This window comes from Ideonella sp. BN130291, assembly GCF_036231905.1.
Taxonomy (GTDB): domain Bacteria; phylum Pseudomonadota; class Gammaproteobacteria; order Burkholderiales; family Burkholderiaceae_C; genus CAMLIZ01.
The window spans coordinates 65,679-80,052 of the sequence record NZ_JAZARE010000012.1 but is presented as its reverse complement, the minus strand read 5'-3'; the positions used below and the strand labels follow the sequence as shown (position 1 = coordinate 80,052).

At 65.5% G+C, this 14,374-nt stretch carries 12 protein-coding genes; 2 read left to right on the top strand and 10 right to left on the bottom strand.

The window, feature by feature from the left end; genetic code table 11:
* Positions 1 to 48 precede the first annotated feature (48 nt).
* Genes pilQ through VPH43_RS23120 form a run of 5 tightly spaced genes read right to left on the bottom strand, consistent with a single transcriptional unit; the run spans position 49 to position 5,112 of the window.
* Entirely contained in the window at positions 49 to 2,214 is a 2,166-nt protein-coding gene (gene pilQ / locus VPH43_RS23140; RefSeq protein ID WP_328580132.1) for a type IV pilus secretin PilQ, read from the bottom strand.
* Complete coding sequence (locus VPH43_RS23135) at positions 2,211 to 2,699, bottom strand: pilus assembly protein PilP (RefSeq protein WP_442909333.1); 489 nt, start codon at positions 2,697 to 2,699, stop codon at positions 2,211 to 2,213. The genes pilQ and VPH43_RS23135 overlap by 4 nt, the downstream gene beginning before the upstream one ends.
* A 53-nt stretch (positions 2,700 to 2,752) precedes the next feature.
* Positions 2,753 to 3,448 carry a type 4a pilus biogenesis protein PilO gene (locus VPH43_RS23130; protein WP_328580131.1) on the bottom strand — a complete coding sequence of 232 codons (696 nt, stop codon included), beginning with the start codon at positions 3,446 to 3,448 and terminating at the stop codon, positions 2,753 to 2,755.
* Between the two features lie 9 nt (positions 3,449 to 3,457).
* The gene (locus tag VPH43_RS23125; RefSeq protein ID WP_328580130.1) at positions 3,458 to 4,078 is read right to left on the bottom strand and encodes a PilN domain-containing protein; all 621 of its coding nucleotides are present in this window, start codon (positions 4,076 to 4,078) and stop codon (positions 3,458 to 3,460) included.
* Positions 4,075 to 5,112 carry a pilus assembly protein PilM gene (locus VPH43_RS23120; protein ID WP_328580129.1) on the bottom strand — a complete coding sequence of 346 codons (1,038 nt, stop codon included), beginning with the start codon at positions 5,110 to 5,112 and terminating at the stop codon, positions 4,075 to 4,077. Before VPH43_RS23120 ends, VPH43_RS23125 begins: the two co-directional genes overlap by 4 nt.
* Positions 5,113 to 5,455: 343 nt before the next feature.
* Here VPH43_RS23120 and VPH43_RS23115 point away from each other — a divergent pair, with 343 nt between their 5' ends.
* Positions 5,456 to 7,843 carry a penicillin-binding protein 1A gene (locus tag VPH43_RS23115; protein ID WP_328580128.1) on the top strand — a complete coding sequence of 796 codons (2,388 nt, stop codon included), beginning with the start codon at positions 5,456 to 5,458 and terminating at the stop codon, positions 7,841 to 7,843.
* 38 nt (positions 7,844 to 7,881) lie between these two features.
* On the opposite strand, the gene cyaY is transcribed toward VPH43_RS23115, so the two are convergent.
* Complete coding sequence (gene cyaY, locus VPH43_RS23110; protein WP_328580127.1) at positions 7,882 to 8,235, bottom strand: iron donor protein CyaY; 354 nt, start codon at positions 8,233 to 8,235, stop codon at positions 7,882 to 7,884.
* Between the two features lie 227 nt (positions 8,236 to 8,462).
* On the opposite strand from cyaY, the gene lysA reads away from it, so the two are divergent.
* Positions 8,463 to 9,746 (top strand): diaminopimelate decarboxylase, encoded by a 1,284-nt coding sequence (gene lysA, locus VPH43_RS23105; protein WP_328580126.1) that lies wholly within the window; start codon positions 8,463 to 8,465, stop codon positions 9,744 to 9,746.
* Between the two features lie 35 nt (positions 9,747 to 9,781).
* Here the strand turns inward: lysA and VPH43_RS23100 are convergent, their stop codons facing one another.
* The 4 genes from VPH43_RS23100 to VPH43_RS23085 all read right to left on the bottom strand — a co-directional run bounded on the left by VPH43_RS23100 (position 9,782) and on the right by VPH43_RS23085 (position 14,355).
* Positions 9,782 to 10,774: an ABC transporter ATP-binding protein gene (locus tag VPH43_RS23100; RefSeq protein WP_328580125.1), complete on the bottom strand. Its 993-nt coding sequence runs from the start codon at positions 10,772 to 10,774 to the stop codon at positions 9,782 to 9,784.
* Positions 10,775 to 10,842: 68 nt separating this feature from the next.
* Positions 10,843 to 11,829 (bottom strand): ABC transporter ATP-binding protein, encoded by a 987-nt coding sequence (locus VPH43_RS23095; protein ID WP_328580124.1) that lies wholly within the window; start codon positions 11,827 to 11,829, stop codon positions 10,843 to 10,845.
* Positions 11,826 to 12,767 carry an ABC transporter permease gene (locus VPH43_RS23090; RefSeq protein ID WP_328580123.1) on the bottom strand — a complete coding sequence of 314 codons (942 nt, stop codon included), beginning with the start codon at positions 12,765 to 12,767 and terminating at the stop codon, positions 11,826 to 11,828. Before VPH43_RS23090 ends, VPH43_RS23095 begins: the two co-directional genes overlap by 4 nt.
* A gap of 13 nt (positions 12,768 to 12,780) precedes the next feature.
* On the bottom strand, positions 12,781 to 14,355 hold the full coding sequence (locus VPH43_RS23085; RefSeq protein ID WP_328580122.1) for an ABC transporter substrate-binding protein: 1,575 nt from the start codon (positions 14,353 to 14,355) through the stop codon (positions 12,781 to 12,783).
* Positions 14,356 to 14,374: the final 19 nt, after the last annotated feature.

Below are 14,374 nucleotides of genomic sequence, written 5' to 3'. Positions count from 1 at the left end.
TTCTAGAGACTCCAATGTCAGGCGCTACGCGGCACCAACGCACTCAGGCTAGCGCGCCGTGGCGCGATCCGTCACGACCTTCGGCGTGAGGAAAATCAGCAATTCGGTCTTCGTTGACGACCGGACGGTGTTCTTGAACAGGTTGCCCACGATCGGAACGTCGCCCAGGAACGGCACCTTGTTGACGTCGGTGCGGTCGTTCTGCGTGAAGATGCCGCCGATGACGACCGTCCCACCGTTTTCCACCAGCACCTGAGTGTTCACGTGCTTGGTGTTGATCGCCGGGCCAGAGAGCGTCAAATCGCCTCGGCTGTCCTTCGCCACATCGACACTCAGAATGACATTTCCTTCCGGCGTGATCTGCGGGGTGACCTCGAGGCGCAAACTGGCCTTCTTGAACTGGATCGAGGTAGCGCCGCTTGACGTAGCGACCTGGTAGGGTATTTCTTCGCCCTGCTCGATCACTGCCTTGATCTGGTCCGCGGTGATGACACGCGGGCTGGAGACGATCTTGCCCTTGCCATCCGCTTCAAGCGCAGACAACTCCAGATTGAGGAAACGGTTGGCAGTGGCACTGAACAATGAAAGTGCAAAGGTGCCTGCGCTGGCACCGCCCAGCGAGCTGACGTTGGCGGGGAGGTTGACGAACTGCGTGTTCGAAAAGTCCACTTGGGGCGATTGCCGCGTCTGGTAGCCGATGGCGCTGTAGTTGCCGCCAACGGTCACGTTGTTTCCGCCGCCCACGTTCCAACCGGGCACCCCGCCCTGGATGCCGCGGACATCGGAAGCACCCAGCTTGACACCCAGGGCCCGGCCGAACTTGTCGTCGGCTTCCACGATGCGCGCCTCGATCTGCACCTGCCGCACAGGCACGTCGATTTTGGCGATCATCGCCTGGATCTCCTCCAGCTTGGACGGGATGTCGGACACGAAAAGTTGGTTCGTGCGCGTTTCGAAGATCACGCTGCCCCGTGGGGAAAGGATCCGCGCTGACGTGTTGCTGCCACCGCCCTGGCTGGTGTTCTGCCCCGACAGCCCCTTGGCCACTTCCTCGGCCTTGGTGTAGTTCATCTGGAATGACTGCGTCCGCAGCGGCTCCAGTTCAGCGACCTTCTTCTTCGCCTCCAGGTCCACCTGTTCCTTGGCAGCCAGCTCGTCCTTGGGCGCGATCCAGATCACGTTGCCGGACTTGCGCATGCCGAGCCCCTTGGCCTGCAGAATGATGTCCAGGGCTTGGTCCCAGGGCACATCCTTCAGGCGCAGCGTGACGTTGCCGGTCACGGTGTCGCTAGTCACCACGTTGAAGTTGGTGAAGTCCGCGATCACCTGGAGCAGCGCCCGCACTTCGATGTTCTGGAAGTTCAGCGACAGCTTCTCGCCGTTGTAGCCGGGCCCCTGGGTGAGCTTGTTGGGGTCGAGCTTCATCGGGCGCACTTCCAGGACGAACTGGTTGTCGCTCTGGTAGGCGCTGTGTTCCCACACGCCACGCGGTTCGACCACCATGCGCACACGGTCGCCCACCTGCGTGGTGGACACCACCTGGATCGGCGTGCCGAAGTCGGTGACGTCCAGGCGGCGGCGCATGGCGTCCGGCGCGGTGGACCGCAGGAATTCAACCACCAGGTTCTGCCCCTGCTGCTTGATGTCCACTCCGACTTGGCTGTTCGGCAGGTCAACGATCACGCGGCCGGAGTTGTCGGCACCGCGGCGGAAGTCAACGCCGCGCAGCGCCAGCTGGTCACGATTGAGGCTGGGCGCAAAGTGCACCGGCTCGCCGCCGGCCGTGGCGCCTGAGGGCGCAGCCCCCGAGCCTTCCAGCGCGAGCAGCAGTGTCTTCCCGTCCAGCCGGGCGGTGTAGTTCGCGGGCTGCCGCAGGTTGAGCACCAGGCGCGTCCGGTCGCCCGACTGCGCCACGTTCACGGAGCGCAGGTTGCCCTGGTTGACCTCCATGCTCGGCTTGCCGAGGCCGTTGCCCACGTTCGGCAGGTCGATCGCGATGCGCGGCGGCGACTGGATGGTGAAACCTGCCGGCACGGCGGGCAACGGCTGGCTCAACTCGATTCGCACCACCTCCGAGCCGGCCTGCTGGCTGGTGGTGATCGACTGGATCATGCTTTGGGCCCAGGCGGCGACGGGCGAACCCACGGCCAGTACGAGCGCCAAGGCGCTGACGCGCCACTTCCTCATGATGGAGTTCTCCTGCATGGTTCTCATCGCGCCTTCTCCTGAAGCTGGAGGCCGGTGCTGCGCTCAATCCACTCGCCCGCGGCGTCCTGAACGATCTCGCGGAGCGTGATTTCGGTTTCGTTGATCTTGGTGATGCGGCCGTAGTTCTGGCCGAGGTAGTCGCCCACCTTCACCTGGTAAAGCAGGTTGTCCACTCTCAGCAAAGCGTACTGGCGGCCGTCCTTCACGACGCTGCCCACCATGCTCATGCTGTCCAGCGGATAGGCCTCCAGCGGCTCCTTGCGGCGGTTCAGTTCGCTGGCGAGCAGCGAACTAGGCTGCTTGGCTTCCTGCTTGAGCGCCACAGAGAGCTTCTGGTTGCTGAAGGGCTCCACCTTGTCCCCGCCTGCATACGGCTCGGGATCGAACTTCTTCGGCGGCGTGAGCGGCTGGACGTTCGGTTTCACCTCACGCTTTTGCTGCTCCATCCACTCCTGCAATTCCTGGTTTTCGCCGCCACAGCCAGTGAGCATCGCCGACAACAAGGCCGCCAAAGGCAGGAACAGGGACGCGGTTGGGCGTCTCATCATTTCTTGCCTCCGGCCTTCTTCGTGGCAGCCTGGGCTGCGCGCTTCTGCTCTTCGACCTCCGCCGGGTCGAGATACCGGTAGGTGCGTGCAGTGGCTTCCATGGCGAGCAGCCCGCTCGCATCCTTGCCGGCCGGCTGGATGTTGAGGTTGTGCAAGGTGACGATGCGCGACAGGTTCGCCACGTCAGCCGTGAACGAGCCGACGTCGTGGTAGCGACCTGCCACCCGGATGGCGATCGGCAGCTCGGCGTAGTAGTCCTTCACTGCCACCTGGCCGGGACGGAACAGTTCGAACTGCAAACCGCGGCCCAGGCCTGCCTGGTTGATATCCGAGAGCAGCGCATCCATTTCGGCCTTGCCGGGGAGCTGCTTCTCCAGCTGGACGACGTATTCCTCCACCTGCGACTTCTGCTTGCGCAGCTCCGGCAGGTTCACGGCCTGGGCCAGCTTGGCACGGTAGTCCTGCTTGAGCGCGGGCTCTTTGGCGCGCTCGGCTTCGAGCGTGTCGTTGCTGGTCGACAGCAGCAGGAACCAGCCCGCCACCACCACCGCCACCGCCAATGCCGAGAACGCTGCCAGCTTGGGCAGGATGGGCCATTGGCCCGGCTCGTTGGGGTTCAGGCCGCGGAACTGGTCCGCCGCATCGCTGAACAAGCGGTTGAGGTCAATATTGACCGATGTAGTCTTCGCCATGGGTCGCCTTCAGGACTTGCGCGCGGCCGCAGCGGGCGCGCTGGCGCCGCTGGCCGCGGGCGATGCCGCTTGCGGGCGCTTGAGCGTCAAGCGCATGGAAAAATCGAACAGGCGGCGTTGGTCACCCTTGGCTTCCTTGACATTGGCCGCCTTGATTTCGACCAGTTCGGGGCGCTCCAGCCACGGCGAGTTGTAGAGCGTGTTGCGCAGGAACTCGGACACCCGCTCGTTGGTCTGCGCCACGCCGCTCACGGTCACCACCTGGTCGGCCTGCTTGATCGCAGTGAGGTACACACCCTCAGGCGTCTGCTTCACCAGTTCGTTGAGCAGGTAGACGGGGATGTTGCGGTCGGTCTGCAGGTCCTCCACCGCCTTCTGGCGCGCCTTCAGCGCTTCGATCTCGGCCTTCAGCGTGGCGATGTCCTTGATCTGGATGTCCAGCTTCTTGATCTCGCCGTTGAGGAAATCATTGCGGGCGCGCTGGGTGGAGGTCAGCTGTTCCAGCACGGTGTACCAGAGCCCGACGACCACCAGGCCCATCGCGGCCGCAATACCCAGGCCGGTGAAAAAGGCTGCCTTGCGCCGCTTGCGCCGCTCCTCGCGGTGCGGCAGGAGGTTGATGAGGATCACTGCATGAACCTCCGCATCGCCAGACCGCAGGCGGTCAGGTACGACGGCGCCTCGCGGCGCACCTTCGCCTCACGCACGCCGCCACCGAGCTTCATGTTGTCGAACGGGTTCACCACCTGGGAGGCGAAGCCGGTGAGCTCCGTCACCCGCTCCTTCAAACCCGGCAAGGTGGCCGAGCCGCCGGAGAGCATCACGTAGTGCACCTTGTGGTGCGGCGTGCTGGTGAAGAAGTACTGCAGCGCACGGCCGATTTCCTGCGACATGCTGTCCACGAAGGGCTGCAGGATGGTGCTTTCATAGTCCTCCGGCAGGTCGCCGGTGAGCTTCTTCTGCTCGGCCTCTTCGAACGAAAAGCCGTACTGCCGCGAGATCACCGAGGTGAGCTGGGCCCCGCCGAAGGCCTGGTCGCGGTCGTACAGCATGTCGTCGTCGCGCAGCACCTTGAGGCTGGTGGTTTCCGCACCGATCTCGAACAGTGCCACCAGCGCGTCCTTGCCCTGGTTGGGCAGCGCCTGGACCACGCGGCTCATCGCCAGGCGGGAGGCGTGCGATTCGATGTCCAGCACCACCGGCTTCAAGCCGGCCGCCTCTGCCAGGCCTTGGCGATCCTGCACCCGGTCCTTGCGCGAGGCGGCGATCAGCACTTCCACGTCGCCGTGTGAGGTGGGGCTGGGGCCGATGACGCAGAAATCCAGGCTCACTTCATCGAGCGAGAACGGGATGTACTGGTTGGCTTCGGATTCCACCTGCAGTTCGAGTTCTTCCTCGCGCAGGCCGGCCGGCAGCATGATCTTCTTGGTGATCACCGCCGACTGGGGCATCGCCATGACCACCTGCTTGGTGCGGCTGCCGCTCTTTTGAACCACCCGGCGCACGGCATCGGCGACCTCGTCGAACTTCTCGATCTGGCCGTCGGCAATCCAGCCTTTTTCAAATGGCTCGGACGCAAAACGCTCCAGCACAAACTCGCCGGTCTGGCTCTGGCCGAGTTCCACCAGCTTGACGCTGGACGAACTGATATCCAGGCCGATCATGGGTGGATGCTTTCGGCCTAAAAGCGCATCAAGAAAGCTCACGGCCTGTTCTCCCAACGCGTCACAAGAGCGCGGCGCTTGTTAATAAGTTACTTCAATGCTAGCAGTAAACCCTTTGTGCAACAAAGAAAAAGTCCGTCCGCACGTGGCGAAAAGTCTCACTCCGCGGAGCGCTTACGTTGTGAAACTTCATCGTTTGCGCGCACTTTGGAAACCAGCCACAAACGCCTGATTGGGGAGAACCCCAAGCCGCACGCGACGATATGCCAACCAGTTCACGGTTTGGCCAGATACAGCCGATTGACATTCCTATAATGCGCCGCAACCCTCTTCAGGGAAACCCATGAGCGAAGCCGAGCGAGCCTCACCGCCTCCGTCCAAGAACCCCATATCCCGCCTCATCGCTTCCTGGCCCGCCTGGGCACAGTTCACCGTTCGGCTGCTGTTGCGGCTGATCGGCGTGGGGCTGGCCGCGGTGCTGGCCGGGTTCACGCTGGCGGCGATCGCCCTCGCGGTGGCCTACCCCAACCTGCCCGAGATCAGCGGCCTCACCGACTACCGGCCCAAGCTGCCGATGCGGCTGTACTCGTCCGACGACGTGCTGATCGGGGAGTATGGTGAGGAGCGGCGGCACTTCACGCCGATCCGCGAGATCCCGAAGGTGATGCAGGAAGCGGTGCTGGCCATCGAAGACGCCCGCTTCTATCAGCACAGCGGCGTGGACTACCTGGGCGTCATCCGCGCCGGGCTGGCCAACTTCGGCGAAGCGCGCAGCCAGGGCGCGTCCACCATCACCATGCAGGTGGCGCGCAACTTCTATCTCTCCACCGAGAAGACCTTCACCCGCAAGATCTACGAGATCCTGCTGGCGCTCAAGATCGAGAGCCTGCTCAGCAAGGAGCAGATCCTCGAGGTCTACATGAACCAGATCTACCTCGGCCAGCGGGCGTACGGCTTCGCTGCCGCCAGCGAGATCTACTTCGGCAAGGCGCTCAAGGACGTGACGGTGGCTGAAGCCGCCATGCTGGCCGGCCTGCCCAAGGCGCCGTCGGCCTACAACCCGATCGCCAATCCACGCCGCGCCACGGTGCGCCAGCAGTACATCATCGCGCGCATGCTGGACAACGGCTACATCACGGCAGAGCAGGCGGAGGAGGCGCGCGCCCAGGTGCTGCGCTACCGGCGCCAGAACGACGCACCGGTGCATGCCGAATACGTGGCCGAAGCAGCGCGCCAGCTGGTCTTCAACCAGTACGGCGAGGAGGCCTACACCCGCGGCATCAACGTCTACCTCACCGTCAATGCGAACGACCAGGCGGTGGCCTACCGGGCGCTGCGCAAGGGCTTGATGGACTACGAGCGGCGCCAGGTCTATCGCGGCCCCGAGGCGTACATCGACCTGCCGGCCGACCCCAAGGAGCTGGACGTACGAATCGCCGAAGCGCTGGTGGAGCATCCGGACAACGACGACCTGCGCGCCGCTGTGGTGCTGGAGGCGTCGCCGAAGAAGGTGGCCGCGGTGCTGCAGTCGGGCGAGGCGATCACCGTCACGGGCGACGGCCTGAAGCCGGTGGCGTCGGGGTTGTCCGAGAAGGCCGGCCCCAAGACGCAGATCCGGCGCGGTGCGGTGGTGCGGGTGATCAAGGGCGCCAAGGACCTGTGGACGCTGACCCAGGTGCCCGAGGTGGAAGGCGCGTTCGTGGCGCTGGATCCGCAGACCGGCGCGGTGCGCGCCATGGTGGGCGGCTTCGACTACAACAAGAGCAAGTTCAACCACGTCACCCAGGCGTGGCGCCAACCGGGCTCCAGCTTCAAGCCCTTCATCTACTCGGCAGCGCTCGAAAAAGGCTTCACGCCGGCCACGGTGGTCAACGACGCGCCGCTGTTCTTCGACGCCGGAGCCACCGGCAGCCAGCCGTGGGAACCCAAGAATTACGACGGCACCTTCGACGGGCCGATGGCGCTGCGGCGCGCGCTCGCCAAGTCGAAGAACATGGTCTCCATCCGCATCCTGCAATCCATCGGGCCGCAGTACGCGCAGGAGTGGATCACCCGCTTCGGCTTCGAGCCCGAGAAGCATCCGGCCTACCTCACCATGGCACTGGGCGCGGGCTCGGTGACGCCGATGCAGATGGCGACCGCTTACAGCGTGTTCGCCAACGGCGGCTATCGCGTCACGCCCGCCCTGGTCACACGGCTCACCGACAGCAAGGGCCGTACGCTGTACGAAGCCAAGCCACCCACGCTGGACGACAAGTTGCGCACGCTGGAGCCGCGCAACGCCTTCATCATGGACAGCCTGCTGCAGGAGGTGGCGCGCAGCGGCACTGCCGCCAAGGCGCAGGCGGCCCTCAAGCGGCCCGACCTGTACGGCAAGACCGGCACCACCAACGATTCCATGGACGCCTGGTTCGCCGGCTTCCAGCCTCACCTGGTGGCCGTGGTCTGGATCGGCTACGACACGCCGCGCAAATTGGGGGACCGCGAAACCGGCGGTGGGCTGGCACTGCCGGTGTGGATCGAATACATGGGCTACGCGCTACGCGACCAGCCGGTGCAGGAGATCCAGCCGCCCGAGGGTGTGGTGAACGTGGGTGGCGAGTGGTACTTCGAGGAGTATGCGCGCCAGCAAGGCGTGAGCAGCCTTGGCCTGGAAGACAAGCCAGCCAGCGCGCCCGCCGCGCCCACCGACGACGAGCGTAAGAGCATCCTCGACCTGTTCAAGCGTTAGGCCGGCGCCGCCGGCGCGAGCTGCGGTGGCGGCGTTGCCTAGAACGCCAGCGACTGACCCGCCTGGGCGCTGGCGCACTGGCCCAGCACCTCGAAGAACTCCCGGCCTTCGCGGTCCACCCAGCGGCCGTCGGCATGGTGGAAGTGGTAGCCACCGGCCCGGGCCGCCAGCCACAGCTCGTGCAGCGGGGGTTGCATGTTCAGCACGATCTTGCTGCCATCGGGCAAGGTGAGCTCCAGCAGGCCGCCGTTGCGGTGCGTGTCGATGTCGATCACGTCCTCGTCAAGCCAGCGGTCGACCGTGCTCTCCACCCGGGCGAGCACCTCGCTGGCCAGCCGGTGGTAATCGCTGTCGGTGAGCGACGAAGCAGGAGTGTCGGTGCTGCTGTTCATGGGGTGGCCTCTACAATCCGCGCCATGTTCGGCGAGGCACGTTCCAGTGTAACGACACCCCTGCAACCCGCTGCCCGCAGAAGGGGCATCGCGGTGAGCCTGTGCCTCGCGCTACTGGCCACAAGCTGCGGACAAAAAGGCCCCCTCACCTTGCCCGGCGCCGCGCCGGCCGCCTCAGCGCCCGGTGCAGCCTCCGCAGCCCAGCGCCCATCCTGAAGACGCTTCCCATGCCCTCGTCCCTTCGCCTGCCCGGCGCGCCTTTTGTTGCCCGCCGCGGCGACGCGCTTTACCTGGAGGACTGCCGCCTCAGCGACCTGGCGCACGAGTACGGCACGCCGCTGTACGTGTACTCGCGCAGCGCCATGCGGGCCTCGCTGGCTGAGTATGCGGACGCGCTGGCCGGCCGGCGGCACCTGGTGTGCTATGCGATGAAGGCCAACTCCAGCCTCGCGGTGCTGCAAACCTTCGCCCAGGCGGGCTGCGGCTTCGACATCGTGTCCGGCGGCGAACTAGAACGTGTCCTGGCCATCGGCGTGGAAGGCGCTCGCATCGTGTTCTCGGGTGTCGGCAAGACACGTGCGGAGATGCGGCGCGCACTCGAGATCGGCGTGCGCTGTTTCAACGTGGAAAGCGAGGCCGAGCTGGAGGTGCTTTCCGAGGTCGCGCAGCAATGCGGACGTATCGCGCCGGTGAGCCTGCGCGTGAACCCGGATGTGGACGCGGGGACGCACCCTTACATCTCCACCGGCTTGAAGGGCAACAAGTTCGGCATTGCGCACGACCGGGCGCTCGCCGCCTACCGGCGCGCCACCGAACTGCCCAGTCTGCGGGTGGCCGGCATCGACTGCCACATCGGCTCGCAGATCACCGAGCTGTCGCCCTACCTCGATGCGCTGGACCGGCTGCTGGACCTGGTGGAAGCGATCGAGCAAGCGGGCATCCCGGTGCACCACGTGGACGTGGGTGGCGGCCTGGGCATCAGCTACAAGGACGAAACGCCGCCGCCGGCCGGCGAGCTGGTGCGGCGGGTGCTCGAGCGCATGGACGCGCGCGGCCATGGCGAGCGCGAGCTGGTGATGGAGCCGGGGCGGTCACTGGTCGGCAATGCCGGCGTGCTGCTCACCGAGGCGCTGTACCTCAAGCCTGGCGAGCAGAAGAACTTCTGCATCGTGGACGCGGCCATGAACGACCTGATGCGGCCGGCGATGTACGAAGCCTGGATGGACATCGTGGCCTGCGAGCAGCGCCACGGCCTGCCACAAAGCTATGACGTCGTCGGCCCGGTGTGCGAATCAGGCGACTGGCTGGGGCGTGATCGCCTGCTGTCGGTGCAAGCGGGCGACATGCTGGCCGTGCTGTCCGCCGGTGCCTATGGCATGGCCATGGCCAGCAACTACAACACGCGCCCGCGTGCCGCTGAAGTGATGGTCGAGGGCGACCGCCATTGGCTGATCCGCGAGCGCGAGACCCACGCCGACCTGTTCAGGCACGAGCACCTGCTGCCCAGGTAAGAACAAGCAAAACGGTCACCTGAAGGAGGGATCCTTCAGATCCTTCCTTCTTCCACCGCGTGGCAAGCGACGCGGATTCCCTGGAAGTCCAGCAGCGCCGGCCGTTCCCGGCTGCAGCGCTCATTGGCATGCGGGCACCGGGGATGGAAGCTGCATCCGCTGGGCGGGTTCAGTGGGTTGGGCACCTCGCCCTGCACCGGCGTGCGCGAGCGGCCGCTCATCTTGATGTCGGGAATCGCGTCCAGCAGCATGCGGGTGTACGGATGCCGCGGCTGGGCAAACAGCGCCTGCTTGGGCGACAACTCCACCAGGCGCCCCAGGTACATCACGCCGACGTCGTCGCTCACATGGCGCACCACCGCCAGGTTGTGCGAGATGAAGAGGTAAGTGAGCCCGCGCTGGCGCTGCAGGTCCTTCATGATGTTGAGCACCTGCGCCTGCACCGACACGTCCAGCGCAGACGTCGGCTCATCGCAGACCAGGAACTCTGGTTGGGTGGCCAGCGCACGCGCGATCGAGATGCGCTGGCGCTGGCCGCCGGAAAACTGGTGTGGGAACTTGTGCACGTCGGCGGCAGCCAGGCCCACCGATTCCAGCAGTTCCGCCACTCGCTGTCTCAGCACATCGCCGCCTTCGGCCATGCCGTGTTCGCGCAGCGGCTCGCCCACGATGTCCAGCACCTTCCAGCGCGGGTTGAGGCTGGCATACGGGTCCTGGAAGATCATCTGCATGCGCCGCCGCAGCGTGCGCGCTTCGCCGCTCTTCAGCGTGGCCCCGGTGTCGCGGCCGTCGAAGCTGACCGCGCCGCGCGTGGGCGTGTACAGCCCCACCAGCAGCCGGGCGACCGTGCTCTTGCCGCAACCGGACTCGCCGACCAGCGCCAGCGTGCGCCCCTTTGCAATGCTGAAGCTCACGCCGTCGACTGCATGCACGAACTGGCGCGGCTTGCGCTCCACCACGCGGTTGAGCCAGGGCGCGGAGACGTCGAAGGTCTTCGCCAGGTCCTTCACTTCCACGAGCGCCATCATGGGGCACCCTTCGCGCTGCGCGTTTCCTGCCGGGCGGGAATTCGCCCCTTCGGGCGGCCGTGCGGGGCTCATGCCACCCTCCTTTGCTGGTCCGCCGCATGCAGCCAACAGGCCGCGCGCGTGGCGCCCGCATCCAGCAGGTTGGGCCGCTCCTGGTGACAGCGTTCGAAGGCACGTGGGCAGCGCGGGTGAAAGGCGCAGCCGGGTGGAATCGCGTTCAGCCGCGGCATGGAACCATCGATCTGCAGCAGGCGCTCGCGGTCTTCGTCCATCACGGGAATGGAGCCCATCAGGCCCACGGTGTACGGATGGGCCGGCGCATGGATCACCTGCTGCACCGGCCCGATCTCGGCCACGCGGCCTGCGTACATCACCGCCACACGGTCACAGGTTTCCGCGATGACGCCCATGTCGTGCGTCACCAGCATCACCGCCGCGCCATGCTCCTTGCACAGCCGCTTGAGCAGGGCAATGATCTGCGCCTGGATGGAGACATCCAGTGCCGTGGTGGGCTCGTCGGCCACGATGAGCTTGGGCTCGGCCGCCAGCGCCAACGCGATCACCACGCGCTGGCGCATGCCGCCCGAGAACTGGTGCGGGTACTGGTCCAGCCGCGCTTCGGCGGCCTGGATGCCGGTTTCCTGCAGCAGGCGCACGGCACGCTGACGGGCCTCTTCATGGCTCACCGGCAAATGGGTCTGGATCGTCTCGATCAACTGCCGGCCAATGGTGTACAGCGGGTTCAGCGACGTGAGCGGATCCTGGAAGATGGCGCCGATCTTGCGGCCGCGGATGCTGCGCAGGCGCTCGTATGGCAGGTTGTCGATGCGCTGGCCTTCGAGCCGGATTTCGCCGGCGGCAATCCGGCCGGGCGGCTCCAACAGGCCGATGATGGCCGCTCCCGTCAGCGACTTGCCGGCACCGGATTCGCCGACCACACCCAGCACTTCACCCGGCGCGATATCGAAGGTGATGTCGTCCAGCGCCACCAGCGTGCCGCGACGGGTGGGGAATTCGACGCGCAGATGGCGCACCTCGAGCAGGGGAGCAGTCATGAGGTGGAGCGCAGGCGGGGGTTGAGGGCGTCGCGCAGCCAGTCGCCCAGCAGGTTCACGCTGAGCGCGATGAGCACCAGCATCGCGCCGGGAAAGATGGTGATCCACCATTCGCCCGAGAAAAGGAAGTCGTTGCCCACCCGGATCAGCGTGCCCAGCGACGGCGACGTCGGCGGCACGCCCACGCCCAGGAAGGACAGCGTGGCTTCGGTGATGATGGCCAGCGCCACCTGGATGGTGGCCAGCACCATCACCGGCCCCATCACGTTGGGCAGCACATGGCGCAGCATGATGCGCCACGGGTGCACGCCGATCACGCGGGCCGCCTGCACGTACTCCTTGTTGCGCTCCACCAGCGTGAGGCCGCGCACGGTACGCGCGTACTGCACCCAGAAGCTCAGTGCGATGGCGACGATGAGCACCGCAAAGGCGAGCGTGTCATGCGCGTTGGGGAACATCGCCCGGCCGGCACCGTCGATCAGCAGCGCGATCAGGATGGCGGGAAACGACAGCATCACGTCGCAGATGCGCATGATGAAGGCGTCCACACGGCCACCCACAAAACCGGACAGCAGCCCCAGCGCCACGCCGATCACCACCGACAGCAGCACCGACGCCAGCCCGACGGCCAGCGAGATGCGGGTGCCGAACATCAGCGCCGACAGGATGTCGCGCCCCTGGTCGTCGGTGCCCAGCAGGTACTTCGCCTTGCCGTCGGGCTCCCAGGCGGGCGGCAGCCGGGCGTCCGACAGCTCCAGCGTGGCCAGGTCGAACGGGTTGTGCGGCGCCACCCAGTTGGCGAACAGCGCGCAGAACACGCACACCAGCGCGATCAGCGCCGCGACGATGGCGACCGGCGAGGTGCGAAAGCTGTGCCAGACATCGCCGGCAAAGAAGCGGCTCACCGAGCCGCCGGTAGGTGGGGAGACTGCGCTCATCGACGGCTGAGGCTCACTTGCCCTTGACGGTGATCCACTTGAAGAACATGCGGTTGTCGGGCAGTTGCACCACATCCACCTTCTTGTTCAGGCCCCAGGCCAGCGCCTGCTGGTGCAGGGGAATGTGGCCGATGTCGTCCTGGTGGATCTTGAACGCCTCGCGGATCATCTCGTTGCGCTTCTTGTCGTCCGTCTCGGATTGCACCTTCAGCGTCAGTTCGTCGAACTTCGGGTTGCTGTAGGAGCCGAGGTTGAACTGGCCCTGCCCCTTGTCGTTGGGCGTGGCCATGATGTTGGTCATGGTGTCGTGCGCATCGCTGGTGGTGGGCGTCCAGCCCAGCAGGTAGAAGCTGGTGTCGCGGCGCAGGATCTTCGGGAAGTAGGTGACCTTCGTTTCAGCCTGCAGGTTGATCTTGACTCCGATGCGCGCCAGGTTGGCGGCCACCGCCTGGCAGATGGCGCCGTCGTTGACATAGCGGTCGTTGGGGCAGTTCATCGCGACTTCAAAGCCGTTGGGATAACCCGCCTCGGCCATGAGTTTCTTCGCGCCTTCCGGGTCATAGGGCAGGCGCTTGTTCATGTCGGCCTGGAAGCTGCGCACGCCGGGGCCGATCATCAGAGCGGTCGGCGTGGAGGCATTGCGCATGACGCGCGACTTGATCGCCTCGATGTCGATCGCCTGGTAGAAGGCCTGGCGCACGCGCTTGTCCTTGAAGGGGTTCTTGCCCTTGATGTTGGAGAACAGCAGCTCGTCGCGCTTCTGGTCCATGCCGAGGAAGATGGTGCGCAGTTCGGGCCCTTGCAGCACATTGAAGTTGCCGCTGCTCTTGACACGCTCCACGTCCTGCAGCGGCACCGGCTCCATCACATCGATCTCACCGGACAACAGCGCCGCCACGCGGGTGGCATCGTTGCCGATCGGGGTGAAGACCACCTCGTCGACGTTGCCCTCCACCTTGTCCCAGTAGTTGAAGTTGCGCACGAGCACGGTGCGCGTGGACGGCTGGCGCTCCTTCAGGCGATAGGGGCCGGTGCCATTGGCCTTGAAGCTGGCCACGTTCTCGATGCCCTTGCGGCGGTCCACCGGGCGTTCAGCCTTGTTGTCCTCGCACCACTTCTTGCTCATGATCCACAGGCTGGTGAGCAGGTCCGGCAGGATGGGATTGGGCGCGCTGGTTTCCACCTCGACGGTGTAGTCGTCGATCTTGCGCGTGTCCTTGAAGGAGGCCGTGTAGCCCTTCATGTCGGAGCCCTCGCCCGCCGCACGCTTGAAGGTAAAGATCACGTCGTCGGCGGTGAATGGTGTGCCGTCATGGAATTTGACGTTACGGCGCAGTTCGAAGCGCCACAGGGTGGGCGACTTCTGCGTCCACTTGGTCGCCAGCATGGGCACCAGCCCCATCTTCTTGTCGCGGCCCACGAGCGGCTCGTACACGCTGCCGGTGAAGCTGAGCTGCAGGCTCTCGTTGAGCGAATGCGGGTCCATGGACTGGACGTCGCCTGCATTCGCCACCCGCAGGCTGACCGCCTGGGAGGCGCCACAGGCCAGGGCGATGGCGGCAGCGAGCAGTGTGGTGTGGAGCTTCATCGTGGTCTCTCCTCAGGTT

Coding starts and splice junctions, on each gene's coding strand:
- VPH43_RS23135 (WP_442909333.1), bottom strand. CDS start 2,699: ATGCTCACTGGCTGTGGCGGCGAAAACCAGGAATTGCAGGAGTGGATG.
- VPH43_RS23085 (WP_328580122.1), bottom strand. CDS start 14,355: ATGAAGCTCCACACCACACTGCTCGCTGCCGCCATCGCCCTGGCCTGT.
- lysA (WP_328580126.1), top strand. CDS start 8,463: ATGCCCTCGTCCCTTCGCCTGCCCGGCGCGCCTTTTGTTGCCCGCCGC.
- pilQ (WP_328580132.1), bottom strand. CDS start 2,214: ATGAGAACCATGCAGGAGAACTCCATCATGAGGAAGTGGCGCGTCAGC.
- VPH43_RS23100 (WP_328580125.1), bottom strand. CDS start 10,774: ATGATGGCGCTCGTGGAAGTGAAGGACCTGGCGAAGACCTTCGACGTC.
- VPH43_RS23095 (WP_328580124.1), bottom strand. CDS start 11,829: ATGACTGCTCCCCTGCTCGAGGTGCGCCATCTGCGCGTCGAATTCCCC.
- VPH43_RS23090 (WP_328580123.1), bottom strand. CDS start 12,767: ATGAGCGCAGTCTCCCCACCTACCGGCGGCTCGGTGAGCCGCTTCTTT.
- VPH43_RS23130 (WP_328580131.1), bottom strand. CDS start 3,448: ATGGCGAAGACTACATCGGTCAATATTGACCTCAACCGCTTGTTCAGC.
- cyaY (WP_328580127.1), bottom strand. CDS start 8,235: ATGAACAGCAGCACCGACACTCCTGCTTCGTCGCTCACCGACAGCGAT.
- VPH43_RS23120 (WP_328580129.1), bottom strand. CDS start 5,112: ATGATCGGCCTGGATATCAGTTCGTCCAGCGTCAAGCTGGTGGAACTC.
- VPH43_RS23115 (WP_328580128.1), top strand. CDS start 5,456: ATGAGCGAAGCCGAGCGAGCCTCACCGCCTCCGTCCAAGAACCCCATA.